Origin of the sequence: Arthrobacter sp. efr-133-R2A-120 (assembly GCF_030209835.1) — a bacterium.
GTDB lineage: Bacteria > Actinomycetota > Actinomycetes > Actinomycetales > Micrococcaceae > Arthrobacter.
This window is the reverse complement of sequence record NZ_JARVRF010000020.1, coordinates 1-14469: the sequence shown is the minus strand read 5'-3', so window position 1 is coordinate 14469 and position 14469 is coordinate 1. Positions and strand designations below refer to the sequence as shown.

The window sequence follows — 14469 nt, the reverse complement described above, 5'->3', positions numbered from 1 at the left end:
TCGGCGGAGGCAGCCAGCTCATGCCCCGAGGTTCAACATTTCGACGTAGCGGTCGATCATCATGTGTTGGCCCTTGATCTGGGAGATCAGCTCCGGGCTGGCGATCTCGCCGTCGGGCAGTTGTCCCGAGCCGCCGGACGGTCCCAGCGGAAGGATGATGACGGGCTTCGACGGCGTGTAAGCGGCCAGTTCCGCGGAGCCCTCAATCTGGGCTTGGATGTTCTTGGCAACCACGGCGGCCTCGCGCCCAGCGACGCCGGCTTTGTTCACGTCAATCGCCGAAATGTCGCCCAAGGCGTACACGTTCTCGAAGCCCACGACGCGGAGTTCGGAGGTGACGTCCAGGTAGCCCTCGGCAGTCCGCGCGGCAAGCAGGTCTCCGGCCGCATAGTCCGTCTGCGGAGCTATTCCGTAGCAGCGGAACCAGATGTCCGCCTCAATTGCAGTGCCGTCCGTGGTATTGACCGTGAACGTGGCGAATTCACCCGCAGGAACCGGAGGCAACTGCACCAACGCGCTGCCCATGATTCGCCGCACGCCTATCTCATCCAGCTGCCGGTTGACCTCGGTCCGCAGCCGCGGATCGTACGGTCCGGGAAGGATGTCCGGCGCCAGGTCCACCAGCACAATGTCTTTGTCCGGCCACGCGGAGGCGATCTCGCCGGCAAATTCAAGGCCTACCGCCCCGGCGCCTAGCAGCATCACCCTGTCCGCGCGTTTGAGGTCATCATGTGCGGCTTGGTAGCGGGCGATGGCGTCGGTGGTGACCAGTCGATCACTCTTGGCCGGGAAGGGATAGCTGGAACCGCTCGCGAGGACGATGTAGTCCGGCGCCAAGCTGGCACCCGAAGCCAACTCGACGGTGTGCCCGTCCACCCGGACAGCGCGGTCCCGGAGTACCTCACCGTGCGCCAGCAGGCGGCCATAGGGAAGGAACATCCGCGGCAGGAAATCGGTTTGGACCACAGATCGGAGGGCCGCAATGTTGTGCACGAAAGCGTCCTTGGGCTCCACCAACGTAACGGTCGCATGTTCGTCCAGCGCCTTGGCTACGGAGATCCCGCCGTAGCCTCCGCCGATAACCACCACAGTGGGGTGCTGAGCCTGGTCATTCATGGCAACTCCCTTATGTAAGAAGCTCACGCTGCTCGGCTTGTGCCGCTCAGATCGTTTATGAGTCACAACGATTTCGAATGGTCAATAATTTCCTCAGTGATAAGATTTTCCTGATGAGTTCTTCGGCAGCGGGAAAGCAACTGGGGTTCCTCTTGGCGCGCCACGGGCGCATCATGAATACGCGCCTCCGCCAGGCGCTGGACTCCTCCGGGCTCAGTCCAAGGCATGCCGTGCTGCTGTGCCGGCTTGACGAGTCCGGGCCGCTCAGTCAGCAGGGCCTCATCGATATCCTCTCCATCGACGCAAGCGGACTGGTGGCGGTCCTGAACGACCTTGAGCGCGAAGGGCTGGCGGAGCGCCGCCGCGATCCCGCGGACCGCCGTCGCCATATCGTTGAAATCACTGCGGAAGGCAAGCGCGCGGTGGCGTCGATTGAAGTTGCGGTGGCCGACGTCGAGCAGGAGGCCTTTGCCGGATTCTCCGCCGATGAGCTCCAGCAACTCCATGGGCTGTTGTCGAGGATCCACGCCGAACCCGCGGATGAGGCCTGCGCCGAGGACTGAGCCCTACTGCAGCGTGGCGGTCAACCGCGCAACGTTGTCCACGTATTTGGCAAGCATCGGCCGGTGCAACCAGTCCTGCAGGGTCAACTCCCGGCACATTTCCCGGTAGCTCGACTCCACGGAGCGCATGCTGTCCACGGCTTCGGCGCCCAGTAGCATCACGGACACCTCCATGTTGAGCGAGAAGGAGCGCATGTCCATATTGCTGGAGCCGAGGACTGCCACTTCTTCGTCGATGGTGAAGTGCTTGGCGTGCAGCACGTATGGCGCGCGGTAGAGGTAGATCCGTACCCCGGCTTCGAGGAGCGCCTCGTAGTATGAGCGCTGCGCATGGTGGACAAGGAACTGGTCGCCTTTCTCAGAGACGAAAAGCTCCACGTCGACGCCTCGCTGGGCCGCCGTCGTGATGGCATACAGCAGCGAATCGTCGGGCACGAAGTACGGACTGCAAATCGAGATTCGGTGCTGGGCCGAGTAGATCAACGTGTTGAACAGGCGCAGGTTGTTTTCCGTGACAAACCCCGGGCCGCTGGGAACCACCTGGGCTGTCATCCGGCCGGGTGTTGCCTGGACCGCGACCTGCAGTTGATGTTCGAGGGATTCATCGGTTTCGCTGAGCCAGTCAGTAGCGAAGACAACGTTGAGGGTCGCAACGATCGGCCCCTCCATCCGCGCCATGAGCTCCATCCACTTACGCCCGGCGCGTCGGTGCTTGGGGTTGTTGTAGGAAGGCTCGATCAGGTTCTGGGAGCCGGTGAAGGCAATTTCGCCGTCGATCACCAGGATTTTCCGGTGGTTCCGCAAATCCGGACGGCGCCACTGGCCGTGGATGGGCAACAACGGCAACATGCGGCGCCACTGGATCTGGCCGCGCTTGAGCCTGCGGACCAGCTTTCGGTAGCCCGGGATCCGCAGCGTGCCGATGTGGTCGAACAGAAGGCGGACATTGACGCCGCGCGCGGCTGCATTTTCCAACTCAGTGAGGAGTTCGTCCGTTACCGAGTCGCTGCTCATGATGTAGAACTCCGCGTTGACGAACTTCTTGGCCCCCCGGACCGCTTCCGCCATGGCCTTGATGGACTCCTCGTAGCCGGGGATCAGCTCCACGGAGTTGCCGTCCACCATCGGCAGCGAGCCGAGGCGCTGGTTCAGTTCACCAGCCGAGGTCACCCATTCCGGTCCCGAGTATTTGCTGACGACGTCGGCGAGCGCCGACGTGCCGGCGCGCACCCGTTCGTTGACTTCCTCCTGCTGTTCACGACGACGGCGGGACAAGCGGAAATTGCCGAACAACAGGAACAGGACGAAACCGACTGACGGAACGAGGAAGACGGCCAGGAGCCAGGCCATGGCCGTGGTGGGACGGCGGTTTCCAGGTATAACGCCGAGCAGCACGACCCTCAAGATGATCTCAACGATGGCCCACGCGCTGAGGAGCCAGGTCCACTCGATCCCGAACTGAAAAGGAAACAGCACCCCACACCCCCACGATCAAACAACCAATCAAAGAACTAGCAGTCAGCCCAGCCTATCTGGCGCACCCTTCCCAACTGTTTGTCCTGCGGGCCAGCACTAAGCTGGAAGCATGACTTTACCTGCCTCGACGGTCCTCGTTTTCCTGGATCCAGCGTTCGAAAACGGCCGCATCGCCGATTCCAGCCAGCCGCAGCTCATGGCAACCGACCTGGGCGCCACCCGAGGCGACGGCGTCTTCGAGTCGCTGCTCGCCGTCGAGGGCCGTGCGCGGAAGGTGCAAGCGCACCTGAACAGGCTTGAGAGTTCAGCCCGCGCACTCGACCTCAACATTCCTGAGCCGAACGTCTGGCGCCGTGCGATTGACACCGCGATCACCGAATTCCGCGACGCCTTCCCCGCGCCAAGCCCGGCCGAAGACGAGGTTGTCGTCAAGCTTCTGGTGACGCGCGGCGTTGAGGGCGCTTCGACTCCTACGTGCTGGATCCAGGCTTCGCCGTCCCCCGCGGGCAGTCGCCGGCAGCGCGAGACGGGCATCGACGTCGTACTTCTTGACCGTGGCTTCGACACGGAAGCGGGCGACCGCGCCCCCTGGCTGCTGCTCGGCGCCAAGACTCTGTCCTATGCCGTGAATATGGCCGCGCTGCGCTACGCGCACAAGCAAGGTGCGGACGACGCGATCTTCACCTCAACGGACGGGCGTGTCCTGGAGGGCCCGACGTCCACGGTGTTGCTGGCTCACGTTGAAACGGTCGACGACGGCGCCGGCTCGGTACGCACCGTCAAGCGCCTCATCACTCCGCAACTGGACAGCGGCATCCTGCCGGGCACGTCCCAGGACGCGCTTTTCACCAAGGCAAAGGCAGCGGGCTGGGAGCTCGGCTACGGCCCGCTGGTTCCGCAAGACCTGTTCGACGCCGACGCGGTGTGGCTGATCTCGAGCATCCGGCTCATCGCGCCCGTCAACCATGTGGATGGCAGGGAGATCGGCACCCCGGCAATGCGCAAACAGCTGACGGCCGAGCTCAACGAGCTGTTCGCGGGGATCGAGTAGGGTTTTCGCGACTGCTACTGGCTCAGGATCTGCTCCCGCAGGATGTCTGCGTGTCCGCAGTGTTGCGCGAGCTCGCGGAGCATGTGGAGGTACACCCAGCGCAGCGGAAGCGGGCCACGTCGGTTGCCGTTGAGCATGTCGTCGAGCCCCAAGGACGATGTCGCCTGGCGCGATGCTTCGCATGCCTCGCGGTGTGCCTGCTGGATTGAAGCGATGGTGTCGCCGTCATCGAGGATAAACGACTCGTCCGGCGTCGAAGGGATGCCGATCTCGGCACGGGAACGGCATGTGATGGCTTCGTCGAACCAGACCTTCTCGACGAAGGTCGCGTGTTTCACGAGGCCGAGCAAGGTGGTCCGGGACGGCACCAATGACCGCCGGGCCTGTTCCTCCGTCAACCCATTCAAGGAGTCATTGAGCGCGCGCCGGTGCTCGTCGATGAATGCCTCGAATTGGATCCGGATTGGCTGGTTGAAGATGTCCTCGGCAAGCGTCACTGTTGCACCTATGTTTTCCGTCAAGCAGGGATTCAGTCAGGATCGACGTGATCCGAGCTTAGCCGGGGAATAGACTCCGTTCATGCGTCTGGCGATCATTGGAGCGGTTCTGCTTGCGGCCGGTGCCGTGGCGATCGCCACGGGCGCCCTGCCTTTCGCCGATCTCGCGGCACTCGTGGATCGGGTGGCTCCGATTCTGCTGTTCGTCGTCGCGATGACCGTTGTGACTGAGCTGTGCAGTGAGGCCGGAGTCTTCCTTTGGACCGCCCGCCGGCTCCGTTATTGGGGCCGCGGATACAGCATTCTTTTGTGGCTGTTCCTGGCGGTCTTCGCGACGCTCAGTACCGTCTTCCTGTCTTTGGACACGACGGCGGTATTGCTGACCCCGGTGGTGGTCAGTGTGACGCGGCAAGCCGGGCTGCCGGCGCTGCCCTTCGCACTGACCACGGTGTGGCTGGCCAACACGGCAAGCCTGCTGCTGCCCATTTCCAACCTGACCAACCTTCTGGCCCAGCACAGCCTTGGCGGTATTACTCCGGGCGGGTTTGCCGGCCTGATGTGGGCCCCCTCCCTTGCGGCCGTTCTCGTACCCCTGCTGTTCATCGGGATCGTCTTCCGGCGGGATCTGCGCAACCGCTATTCACGGATCCCGCTCGGGCGGATCAGGCCGGATCAGCCAGCAGGCGCCGAATCCAGGCCTGCGGCGGACCGGATTCTGCTCGGGTGCAGCGCTGTGGTGCTGGTGTTGCTGCTGCCTGCCTTGGTGTCCGGGATCCCGGTATGGATCCCGGCCCTGGCCGGGGCTGTTGTGCTGGGCGTGGTGTTCGCGTTGCGGCGCCGGCGTGTTCTCAAGGTGTCGCTGATTCCTTGGTCCTTGTTGCTGTTCGCTTCCGGCCTCTTTCTGGTGATGGAAGCAGCCAGGCACCTGGGGGCTCCCGTGTTGCTGAGTCAGCTGGCCGGACAAGGCCAGGGCTTCATGGATTTGGTTCGGCTTGCCGCGACGGGCGCCGCCGGTTCCAATGTCCTCAACAATTTGCCTGCCTACCTGCTGGCGGAACCGCTCGCCGGGACACCCGCGCGGATGGCGGCGTTGCTGATCGGAGTCAATGCGGGCCCGATCATCACCCCCTGGGCATCGCTGGCCACCCTGTTGTGGCACGACCGGCTAATGCGCATGAACGTGCTGATTACGTGGAAGGGATATGCGATCTTCGGACTGATCGTTGCGCCTCTGACGGTGTTCGCGGCGGTGGCGGTGCTGGCAGCCACCGGACAGTGAGCGCGTTCGGCGCGTGCCGGAAACGGAGCCTATCGCCGGGTGCGAAGAATCGGGACAGAATATAGAACAGCTCGGGCGGTAGCACCGGGCCCGTACGAGAAGGATCTACCTCATGCTCAGTCTGCAGGACATCGATAACATCGTCCTCAACGGAGGGATTGTGGTGGACGCCGACGGGGAAAAAATCGGCTCAGTGGAACAAATCTTCACCAGTGGTGATTCCGGGGATCCTGTCTTTGTCACTGTGCGGACCGGCTTGTTCGGCATGTCAGAGTCTTTCGCCCCGCTTTCCGGGGCCAGCCTGGAGAATTCGGTGATCAGGGTGGCCTTCGCCAAGGACAAAGTGAAGAAGGGTCCGCGCATCGAGAGCGACCGCGGCGTGATCACGGAGACGCAGGAACAGGAACTCTACAGCTATTACGGGCTCGTGACCGAGGAATCCAACGATGCCGCCATGGGAACCGGTCGCGAGGATGCCGGGCTCAAGACGGTGGACACCGCGCCCGGGGAGAACGCACCGGAGGGGTCTCCGCAGATCCTGCAGCCGCCGCACCTGCGCGGTGGCCCGCCACCCCCGCATCCGCCGCACCTGCACAAACATGTACCCGGGCCCCCGCATCCCGGCCCACCCCCGCCGCATCGGCCACCTGGGACCGCGCCGGAACCGGGACACCTTCAATAGCCGCGGCCTGCTTGCCGGAGGATTTCAGCCGCCGGCCGTGATCCTTACCGCGGCGACTCCGCCGCCGGTAGACGCGGCGGAAGCGCCTGCATATGCCCGCATCACCATGACCTGGACAGTGACCGGCCCTGGCTGCAGCTGAACAACGCGAGCATAGGGAACAGAGCAATCGAACGTCTGGTCCTGCGGGGCCAGGCCGGTCCGTGGATCCTGGGCGATGACCAACTGGACGTCCGAGGCGCCAACACAGGCTGCGGTCACGGTATACGGGCCTGCGTCCTCCACCCTCGCAGTCTTTCTAATCCCGCTGACGGGGCCACCCACCGTGCCTGAATCCTCCAGGATCACCGCTCCGGAAGCAGCCCCGAGAAGTTGCTTGGCGGCAACGAGGTTGCTGGCTTCGAGCGCAACGGTTGCCTGATCCTTAGTGGGCAACTGGACCCGTGGCGGGGAACTTCGCGTCGGCCCGGCAGCCGGCTGCGGATCGCCGGCGTCGGTATATTCGCAGCCGGACAAACCGGCCGCAAGCAGCAGCCCTGCCAGTAATATCCCTACGGTTTTGGTTCCCCCATGACCCACCATGGATCCGAGTGTAGCGGGCCAGGCAATTTAGCTTGCCGAACTCTATTGTGCCGCCATGGCGGCAGTAGTTAACTAGTCCCGTGAACTCTGCTGGGGAAGGGTGATCTGCCTCTCGGCCCAGCGGGCACCTGGTTTCACGGTGCCGTGGAATCAGCAAAGTTGATGGAGGGCATCATTGTGAGTGCAGTTTCTTCGTCCCAGAATTTCAATCACGGTTTTCCCACGCCCGGACCCCAGGATCCCTCGCCCCAGAAGGTCATGGATCATGTTTTCTTCCTCTCCGAGGGGGAATGGAAAAAAGTCCGCGAAGAAGAGCAATTCGACCACATCGTCATCGGCAGCGGGTTCTGCGCCTACGCCTTTGCTGAGCGGACACTGACAGTCAACCCGCACGCACGGATCCTGATCATTGAACGGGGTCCGTTTTTCTTGCCGCAGCACTTCCAGAACCTTCCGCTGCCCTACAAGGAGACCCTGGGGGGCCTCTCGGAGACCTTCCCGTGGACCTTGGCGGCCGCCACGGCCACCCAGCCGCCAGGCAAGATTTCCTGGCAGCACGGCATGGTCCCTTTCTACGGCGGACGCAGCATCATGTGGAGCGCATGGTGCCCCCGCCCCGAGGAAGATGAAATGCGGGGCTGGCCGCGGGCAGTGATGGACGCCGCCAAGTCGCACTTCACGTCCGCGGAAGACCTGCTCAACGTGGTTTCGGCGGACCAAATCGACGCCGGTCGGTCGGCCGCCGTCGTCGATCTGATCAACGACACCCGGCCCGTCTACGGAATCATGCAGAAAGCCCTCCAGGAAAGGCTTGAGGCGGGCCTTCACAAGATCGATTCCGCCACCCGCAGCATGCCGGCCCCGCTCGCTGCGGCGACCGGCGCGACGTCGGGCGTGGACTTCGCGAAGTTCTCGACGCCGGCAGTCCTCCTTGAACTGACGGACAAGCAAGCGGCACTTGAGGCCCAAGGCAAGGGCGCCGCTCTTCGCATGGTCACGGACTGCACCGTGTTGAGCGTGCTCCAGCAGGACGGACGGGCCACGGCGTTGAACACCAACCGCGGCGTGGTGAACGTCGGCAACGCCAATCTGGTCTTGGCCATGGGCACTCTTCCGCCGGCAACCCTGGTCCTGAATTCCTTCCCGCAGGTCCAGGGCGCCGGTGGGCACTTCAGCGCCCACTTCATCACCTCGGTGGTGGCCCGGGTTCCCCGCGAGGATTTTGATTTCAGCGAACAACTCGGCGAGTTGGAACTGGCGGCCATCTATTTGGCGGGCAAGAGTCGGGCCGGAATGCAGTACCACGTGCAGCTTTCGGTCCTCTCCGACCGTTGCCCGGACAAGAACGCCCAGAAGTCCGAACGCTACGCACCCGACGTCGTCGCCACGGCTTCGCTCGCGCAGCTGCGGTCCTCGGAGGACTACCTGGTGTTCGTCTGTGCCGTCCTCGGCGAACTGGACGAAAGCAACCCGGAGAACCATTTGCGGCTCTCCGGGGGCGGGGACCCCACCTGCAACGTCACCTTGCAGGTGTTGGCCAACTCCACCGACGACGACACGTGGGACACCATGGACGAGGGAACCTTCCAGATGCTGGAGCGGGTCCTGTCCCCCGCAGGTGCGGAGCGCGTCGAATACTGGCACGGAGATCCCGACGCCGGAACCTGGGGTGCCGAGCGTCCCGCCATCCCGGAGCGCCGTGTGCCGGGCTTGGTCCACGAAAGCTCAAGCCTGCCGATCGGCGAAGAGGAGGACGCCGTCGTCGGGACCGACTACCGCCTCAACGGTGTGCGGAACGTCTTCGTCACCGGCGGAAGCCTCTGGCCCACCGGCGGTTCCTGGAACCCCACCATGACAATGGTGGCCTTGGCGCAAGACCTCGCCGAAAGACTAGAGGCCGACGGCGGAACGGCGGTTGCGCCATGACTGTCGCCCCGGCGTTGGACCCGGCGCTCCTTCCCACAGTTCCGCCCATGAGCGTCGCCGATGTGCTGGACCGGCAGGACGGCGTGTACTGGGTGGTGAAGGACGCGAATTCGGTCTTCCTGTGGGTCAACCAGAACTTCGCGGACCTGGTGGGCATGAGCAAGTCGGAGCTGATCGGGCACCAGGACTCGCGCGCGGAACACGTTGCCCACGACAAGGAAGTGATGGCGAGCGGAAAGCCGCTGCTCAACTTCCACGAGACCATCGCCATCCCCAGCAAGGAGCGCGGCATGGTGAATGTGGACATCGTGACCCAGAAGGGTTTGCTGCGTGCCCTGGGCGGCAAGGACATCATCGGCATCACCGTCTGCTTCTCGCTGAAGGATCCGGTCACATGAGTGGATTCGCCGAGGACTGGATCAAACAGCTGGACATGTCCCCCGCTAGCGTGGGCGGCTGGTTCGCGCCCGCGCTCGTGAGCAACGAGGATATCGCCGGTTCGGCGCTGCCTCCGCGCTTCGGCGTCGACCATCCGCTCTACAGCTCCAACTGGTACCTGCTGGAGGCGGGGGAGGTCCTCCAGTTGCACGCCCTCAAGCAGGACGAACTGTGGTTCTTCCATTTGGGGACACCAATCAGGCTGCATGTCTTCTCCCGGGAGCTGGGCTATCAGGACTTTGGGTATACCGAGGCCTTGTTGGGTCCGGACCCGGAAGCAGGCGAGACCTTGCAAGGAGTTGCCCCCAACTCCACCTGGTTCGGTGCCGAGTTGGCCGGACCGGGGTTCGCCTTGGTCAGCTGCAGCCTCTCACCGGGATACGAGAGATCGGACTCCACGAAACCAACGGCTCGGGACATCGAGTCGCTCGTTTTGAGGTTCCCTGGGCATGCCGAGCTGATCCTGCGCCTGGCGGCGGTATAGCCGGTTGGCGACGAGGCTAGGAGGAATGCCGGGATAAAACGTCTGGTGCGCCGGTTCTGGGGCCGGCGCACCAGGCTTCTCCCCCAACTGACTCGCAGTTGTTGTCGTTCTGAGCGCCCAAAACGACAACAACTGCGAGTGAGTTGGGCTTCAGGATCCGATCGGAGAAAGTGCCCGCACCAGACCGAAGAGGTCCTTGGGGTCATCGGGGTTCGCGACGAGGTCGATCTCTTCGAAGAATTCCGAGCCGTCAACGGCATTGCGGAGATACCGCAAGGCGGAAAAGTCCTCGATCGCGAAGCCCACGGAATCGAATATCGTGATCTGGTCCTTGGAGGTCCGGCCCGGCGCGTGCCCGCCCAGGACTTGCCAGAATTCGGTGACGGGAAAATCGGCGGACATTTGCTGGATCTCGCCTTCAATCCTCGTCTGGGGATCGTATTCCACAAAGACGTCACCGAGGCGGAGGATGGTAGCGTCGAGTTCGGTCTTCCCTGGGCAATCGCCTCCGATCGCGTTGATGTGAACACCGGGCGAAACCTGGTCTGCTGTCAGGATCGTGGCATTGGCCTTGTCCGCCGTGCATGTGGTGATGACGTCGGCGCCCTCAACTGCGTGCGCCGCCGAAGCTGCGATGGTGATGTCGAAGCCGAGGGGAGCCATGTTCCGGACGAACTTTTCCATCGCAGCCGGATCCGTGTCCCAGATCCTGACCGTGTTGATACCCAGGGCCGCCCGGAAGGCCAGCGCCTGAAACTCCGATTGGGTTCCGGTGCCGATCATCCCCATGATCCGGGCGTCGGGGCGCGCGAGTTTCTTCGCGACCATTCCGGACGTGGCCGCAGTCCGCAGCGCTGTCAGCACAGTCATCTCCGCAAGGAACGTCGGGTAGCCGTTATGGACGTCGGACAGCACACCGAAAGCTGTCACGGTCTGGAAGCCGCGCGCGGGATTCGAAGGGTGTCCATTTACATACTTGAAGCCGTATGTTTCGTGGTCGCTGGTGGGCATCAGCTCGATGACGCCAAATGGCGTGTGACTTGCCACCCGCGGAGTCTTGTCAAAAGATTCCCACCGCTGGAAGTCGTCCTCCAAGTACTGGATCATTTCCGAGATGATGGCCTCCGGGCCCCGCCCGGCCGTCCAGCGAACCATATTGCGGACATCGACAAAGCGCGTCATGTGCGCTCCTTTCCCTCATAAGCACTGTTGCTACGAGGCTACGGAGCGGCGATATGCATCCACAATTGCCAAAGTACGTACTTTTCATTGAAAATCTGTACAAAATGACGAACGTAATTGCGCTTAATGCTTAGCGGCCTTCCGACGTCACGTGAGCGGTTATCGCAGAACTGAGCTGAGCAAAAGACTCGTCTCACTATTGACGATCCCCTCGATGCCGCGGATCCTGCCCAGCACCTGGTCAAAATCGCTGAGGCTTTCCGTGCGTAGCTCCGCCACGAGGTCCCATCCGCCGTTCGTGGTGTGCAGCGCCCAAATCTCGGGAAGTCCCCGGAGCTGGCGAATAACCTTGTCGGCAGACCTTCCCTCCACTGCAATGAGCGCAATAGCCCGAATCGCAAGTGGATCGACCTCGTCGCGCACCCTCGCGGTAAAACCAACGATGGTTCCGGAGGAGACAAGACGCTCGAGCCGGCTATTCACAGTGGCCCTGGCGACGCCCAACGTGCGCGCGAGGCTGGCCACGGACGCCCTGCCGTCCTCCCTCAGGGCAGAGAGGAGCTGGCGGTCAAGATCGGTGAGTGCTGCCATAAAGATAAACGTATCGCCCATTCCCCAAGCGGGCCTGAGTCCGTAGGGTATCGACATGAGCATCTACATCAGCCCCGACTCTGCTGCATGGTCGCTGACGGCCATGGCGACTGGTGCGTCAGCGGGATCAATCGATGATGCGAATGGCATGTCCAACTTGGTGAAGGAAATCTACGAGACAGAAGGTTTCGAAGCCCTGTCGGGTGTTGTTTTTGCCTTGGCTCATCACAACAGCCTCTCGCTGCATGCACTCGCCACGGCCACCGGGATATCCGTCCACGAGTTGCTGGAAATCCGGAAGCATCAAGGTTCCACTTTTCATCACTCCCCCACAGGGGTAGGGTCACGGCTCGACGCCCTCCCACCCCGGATCCAGGCGAGCCTGGAACCGCTGCCCGATGAAACCGAATCCTAATCCCCACTGGCTCCCAGTCTTCGCAAGCTCAGCCCGGGGCCCTCGCCAGCGTGGGCCCACCATCCACAGCCGTCCGGTTACGGAACATGACGACGGCCGGTGCTGCAGGGCGCCGTCGTGGATGTTATTTTTCTTCTTGAGTAATGAGTACCAGCGCGAAGCCCTGACTTGCTGGTCGGCAACCCTCTCTCCGGCGGGGTGCCTCAGGTGACTACTCGGCGTATCGACACTTTCGAACTGCAAGCGTGACTGAGGAGCACCAATGCCTGAACCCACCGAAGAAAAACTCTCCTACCGTCTCGTCACGGGCCCTGACACCAAGGAATTCTGCGAGCGGATTTCCACCGCCCTCGCAGAGGGATATGTGTTGCACGGCAGTCCGGCCGCGACCTTCAACGGCACCGACGTGATCGTGGCCCAGGCTGTCGTCCTGCCCGCGGCGATCGCGAGCGCGGATGCCGCAGTTGCCAATGCAGTAGACCAGCTTGATGAAGAGTTCGACGGCGAGGGCCACGCATGAGCTATGCAGGCGACCTCAGCCCGCACGACGCCTGGGCCAAGCTGGAACAAGGCGCCATCCTGGTGGACGTCCGCACGGAAGGCGAGTGGGCACACATCGGGATCCCGGACACCAAAGCCACCGAGAACGATCCCTTGTTCATCCAGTGGAACCTGGCCGGCGGGATCCCCAACTCACGCTTCATCGACGATCTGAAGCAGCAGGCTCCCGAAGCGGACGGCACCGAATTGGTCTTCCTCTGCCGCTCCGGCCAGCGTTCCATCGCCGCTGCGATCGCCGCAACGCAGGCCGGCTACACCGCCTACAACGTCCTTGAGGGCTTTGAGGGCGAACCGGACCGCTACGGCGAGCGAACCGTGAACGGCTGGAAAAACCGCGGACTTCCAACGAACCTGGGGAACATCTAAGTGACTTTCAATCCTGACGCCGCCGGCTGGAGCCCTGACACCCAGGCAGTCCGCGGCGGCCTTGACCGCACCAACTTCCAGGAAACGTCCGAGGCCGTCTTCCTGAACTCCGGCTTCGTCTACGAATCCGCCGCAGCCGCAGAGCGCGCGTTCACGGGCGAGGACCAGCGCTTCGTCTACTCCCGCTACGGCAACCCCTCCGTTGCCACCTTCCAGGAGCGCCTCCGCCTGCTCGAAGGCACCGAAGCGTGCTTCGCGACGGCGTCGGGCATGTCCGCAGTCTTCACCGCCCTCGGTGCGTTGCTGGCTGCCGGTGACCGCGTGGTTGCCGCCCGCTCGCTCTTCGGTTCCTGCTTCGTCATCCTCAACGAGATCCTGCCGCGCTGGGGTGTCGAGACCGTCTTCGTCGACGGGCCTGACCTGGACCAGTGGCGTGCTGCCCTGTCCGAGCCGACAACCGCAGTGTTCTTCGAGTCGCCGTCGAACCCCATGCAGGAAATCGTGGACATCGCCGCGGTGAGCGAGCTGGCCCACGCAGCCGGCGCTACCGTCGTCGTCGACAACGTCTTCGCCACCCCCTTGCTGCAGCGCTGCGGCGAGCTCGGCGCAGACGTGATTGTCTACTCGGGCACCAAGCACATCGACGGCCAGGGCCGGGTCCTTGGCGGAGCAATCCTGGGCACCAAGGAATTCATCGACGGTCCCGTCAAGCAGCTCATGCGGCACACCGGGCCGTCGCTTTCCGCGTTCAACGCCTGGGTCCTGACCAAGGGCCTGGAGACGATGGCGCTGCGCGTCAATCACTCCTCGGCATCTGCGTTGCGGATCGCCGAATGGCTTGAGGAACAGCCGGCCATCAGCTGGGTCAAGTACCCGCTCCTGAAGTCGCACCCGCAGTTCGAGCTCGCCGCGAAGCAAATGAAGGCCGGCGGAACCGTGCTCACCTTCGAGCTGCTCCCCTCTGCCGGGCGATCGGCGAAAGAGGCCGCCTTCGCGCTGCTGGACGGGCTCGCCGTCATCGACATCTCGAACAACCTGGGCGATTCGAAGTCCCTTATTACCCACCCCGCCACCACCACGCACCGCGCCATGGGTCCGGAAGGCCGCGCGGCCATTGGCCTGAGCGACGGCGTCGTGCGGCTTTCGGTGGGGCTGGAGGATGTGGACGACCTCATCGGGGACCTGGAGCGGGCCCTCAAGCAGGTCTAGGGCGTGTCTCCTAATGCTGTCAGCCAGATGCTGATGGCGCGAAGGACGGCA

The 14469-nt window shown here is 63.2% G+C and carries 17 protein-coding genes and 1 riboswitch; of the genes, 11 read left to right on the top strand and 6 right to left on the bottom strand.

Annotated elements, in window-relative coordinates:
- Positions 1 to 18: 18 nt before the first annotated feature.
- A complete protein-coding gene (locus QRN52_RS11420; RefSeq protein WP_284752838.1) occupies positions 19 to 1116 on the bottom strand; it encodes an FAD-dependent oxidoreductase in 1098 nt (365 codons plus the stop codon).
- Between the two features lie 113 nt (positions 1117 to 1229).
- Here QRN52_RS11420 and QRN52_RS11415 point away from each other — a divergent pair, with 113 nt between their 5' ends.
- On the top strand, positions 1230 to 1679 hold the full coding sequence (locus QRN52_RS11415) for a MarR family winged helix-turn-helix transcriptional regulator (RefSeq protein WP_284752837.1): 450 nt from the start codon (positions 1230 to 1232) through the stop codon (positions 1677 to 1679).
- 3 nt (positions 1680 to 1682) lie between these two features.
- Here QRN52_RS11415 and cls read toward each other — a convergent pair whose 3' ends face one another.
- Entirely contained in the window at positions 1683 to 3155 is a 1473-nt protein-coding gene (gene cls / locus QRN52_RS11410; protein WP_284752836.1) for a cardiolipin synthase, read from the bottom strand.
- A 109-nt stretch (positions 3156 to 3264) separates the two neighbouring features.
- Here cls and QRN52_RS11405 point away from each other — a divergent pair, with 109 nt between their 5' ends.
- Positions 3265 to 4206 carry an aminodeoxychorismate lyase gene (locus QRN52_RS11405; protein ID WP_284752835.1) on the top strand — a complete coding sequence of 314 codons (942 nt, stop codon included), beginning with the start codon at positions 3265 to 3267 and terminating at the stop codon, positions 4204 to 4206.
- 14 nt (positions 4207 to 4220) lie between these two features.
- Here the strand turns inward: QRN52_RS11405 and QRN52_RS11400 are convergent, their stop codons facing one another.
- A complete protein-coding gene (locus QRN52_RS11400; RefSeq protein ID WP_284752834.1) occupies positions 4221 to 4727 on the bottom strand; it encodes a DinB family protein in 507 nt (168 codons plus the stop codon).
- A 58-nt stretch (positions 4728 to 4785) separates the two neighbouring features.
- Here QRN52_RS11400 and QRN52_RS11395 point away from each other — a divergent pair, with 58 nt between their 5' ends.
- Together QRN52_RS11395 and QRN52_RS11390 are read left to right on the top strand one after the other, a co-directional pair.
- Positions 4786 to 5982, top strand: coding sequence for an SLC13 family permease (locus QRN52_RS11395; RefSeq protein WP_284752833.1), 1197 nt, complete (start codon positions 4786 to 4788; stop codon positions 5980 to 5982).
- A gap of 112 nt (positions 5983 to 6094) precedes the next feature.
- Positions 6095 to 6664: a PRC-barrel domain-containing protein gene (locus QRN52_RS11390; protein ID WP_284752832.1), complete on the top strand. Its 570-nt coding sequence runs from the start codon at positions 6095 to 6097 to the stop codon at positions 6662 to 6664.
- A gap of 24 nt (positions 6665 to 6688) precedes the next feature.
- On the opposite strand, the gene QRN52_RS11385 is transcribed toward QRN52_RS11390, so the two are convergent.
- Positions 6689 to 7246: a hypothetical protein gene (locus tag QRN52_RS11385; protein WP_284752831.1), complete on the bottom strand. Its 558-nt coding sequence runs from the start codon at positions 7244 to 7246 to the stop codon at positions 6689 to 6691.
- Between the two features lie 258 nt (positions 7247 to 7504).
- Here QRN52_RS11385 and QRN52_RS11380 point away from each other — a divergent pair, with 258 nt between their 5' ends.
- Genes QRN52_RS11380 through QRN52_RS11370 form a run of 3 tightly spaced genes read left to right on the top strand, consistent with a single transcriptional unit; the run spans position 7505 to position 10094 of the window.
- Positions 7505 to 9172: a GMC oxidoreductase gene (locus tag QRN52_RS11380; RefSeq protein ID WP_284752830.1), complete on the top strand. Its 1668-nt coding sequence runs from the start codon at positions 7505 to 7507 to the stop codon at positions 9170 to 9172.
- On the top strand, positions 9169 to 9570 hold the full coding sequence (locus QRN52_RS11375; RefSeq protein WP_284752829.1) for a PAS domain-containing protein: 402 nt from the start codon (positions 9169 to 9171) through the stop codon (positions 9568 to 9570). The genes QRN52_RS11380 and QRN52_RS11375 overlap by 4 nt, the downstream gene beginning before the upstream one ends.
- Positions 9567 to 10094 (top strand): cupin domain-containing protein, encoded by a 528-nt coding sequence (locus QRN52_RS11370; protein WP_284752828.1) that lies wholly within the window; start codon positions 9567 to 9569, stop codon positions 10092 to 10094. The genes QRN52_RS11375 and QRN52_RS11370 overlap by 4 nt, the downstream gene beginning before the upstream one ends.
- A 150-nt stretch (positions 10095 to 10244) precedes the next feature.
- On the opposite strand, the gene ocd is transcribed toward QRN52_RS11370, so the two are convergent.
- Together ocd and QRN52_RS11360 are read right to left on the bottom strand one after the other, a co-directional pair.
- A complete protein-coding gene (ocd, locus tag QRN52_RS11365) occupies positions 10245 to 11276 on the bottom strand; it encodes an ornithine cyclodeaminase (RefSeq protein WP_284752827.1) in 1032 nt (343 codons plus the stop codon).
- 159 nt (positions 11277 to 11435) lie between these two features.
- A complete protein-coding gene (locus tag QRN52_RS11360; RefSeq protein ID WP_284752826.1) occupies positions 11436 to 11867 on the bottom strand; it encodes an Lrp/AsnC family transcriptional regulator in 432 nt (143 codons plus the stop codon).
- Positions 11868 to 11922: 55 nt separating this feature from the next.
- Between QRN52_RS11360 and QRN52_RS11355 the strand changes: the two genes are divergently transcribed.
- The 4 genes from QRN52_RS11355 (at position 11923) to QRN52_RS11340 (ending at position 14418) form a co-directional block, all read left to right on the top strand.
- Complete coding sequence (locus tag QRN52_RS11355) at positions 11923 to 12282, top strand: hypothetical protein (protein WP_284752825.1); 360 nt, start codon at positions 11923 to 11925, stop codon at positions 12280 to 12282.
- Positions 12283 to 12421: 139 nt separating this feature from the next.
- Positions 12422 to 12534, top strand: a riboswitch (SAM riboswitch).
- 10 nt (positions 12535 to 12544) lie between these two features.
- Positions 12545 to 12802, top strand: coding sequence for a DUF1737 domain-containing protein (locus QRN52_RS11350; protein WP_269995262.1), 258 nt, complete (start codon positions 12545 to 12547; stop codon positions 12800 to 12802).
- Entirely contained in the window at positions 12799 to 13209 is a 411-nt protein-coding gene (locus tag QRN52_RS11345; RefSeq protein ID WP_284752824.1) for a rhodanese-like domain-containing protein, read from the top strand. Before QRN52_RS11350 ends, QRN52_RS11345 begins: the two co-directional genes overlap by 4 nt.
- Entirely contained in the window at positions 13210 to 14418 is a 1209-nt protein-coding gene (locus tag QRN52_RS11340; RefSeq protein ID WP_284752823.1) for an O-succinylhomoserine sulfhydrylase, read from the top strand.
- Positions 14419 to 14469: the final 51 nt, after the last annotated feature.

Bases quoted from the DNA above. Each gene is read 5' to 3' on its own strand.
- QRN52_RS11420 (WP_284752838.1), bottom strand. From the start codon at position 1,116: ATGAATGACCAGGCTCAGCACCCCACTGTGGTGGTTATCGGCGGAGGC.
- QRN52_RS11415 (WP_284752837.1), top strand. From the start codon at position 1,230: ATGAGTTCTTCGGCAGCGGGAAAGCAACTGGGGTTCCTCTTGGCGCGC.
- QRN52_RS11405 (WP_284752835.1), top strand. From the start codon at position 3,265: ATGACTTTACCTGCCTCGACGGTCCTCGTTTTCCTGGATCCAGCGTTC.
- QRN52_RS11395 (WP_284752833.1), top strand. From the start codon at position 4,786: ATGCGTCTGGCGATCATTGGAGCGGTTCTGCTTGCGGCCGGTGCCGTG.
- QRN52_RS11390 (WP_284752832.1), top strand. From the start codon at position 6,095: ATGCTCAGTCTGCAGGACATCGATAACATCGTCCTCAACGGAGGGATT.
- QRN52_RS11385 (WP_284752831.1), bottom strand. From the start codon at position 7,246: ATGGTGGGTCATGGGGGAACCAAAACCGTAGGGATATTACTGGCAGGG.
- QRN52_RS11380 (WP_284752830.1), top strand. From the start codon at position 7,505: ATGGATCATGTTTTCTTCCTCTCCGAGGGGGAATGGAAAAAAGTCCGC.
- QRN52_RS11375 (WP_284752829.1), top strand. From the start codon at position 9,169: ATGACTGTCGCCCCGGCGTTGGACCCGGCGCTCCTTCCCACAGTTCCG.
- QRN52_RS11370 (WP_284752828.1), top strand. From the start codon at position 9,567: ATGAGTGGATTCGCCGAGGACTGGATCAAACAGCTGGACATGTCCCCC.
- ocd (WP_284752827.1), bottom strand. From the start codon at position 11,276: ATGACGCGCTTTGTCGATGTCCGCAATATGGTTCGCTGGACGGCCGGG.
- QRN52_RS11360 (WP_284752826.1), bottom strand. From the start codon at position 11,867: ATGGCAGCACTCACCGATCTTGACCGCCAGCTCCTCTCTGCCCTGAGG.
- QRN52_RS11355 (WP_284752825.1), top strand. From the start codon at position 11,923: ATGAGCATCTACATCAGCCCCGACTCTGCTGCATGGTCGCTGACGGCC.
- QRN52_RS11350 (WP_269995262.1), top strand. From the start codon at position 12,545: ATGCCTGAACCCACCGAAGAAAAACTCTCCTACCGTCTCGTCACGGGC.
- QRN52_RS11345 (WP_284752824.1), top strand. From the start codon at position 12,799: ATGAGCTATGCAGGCGACCTCAGCCCGCACGACGCCTGGGCCAAGCTG.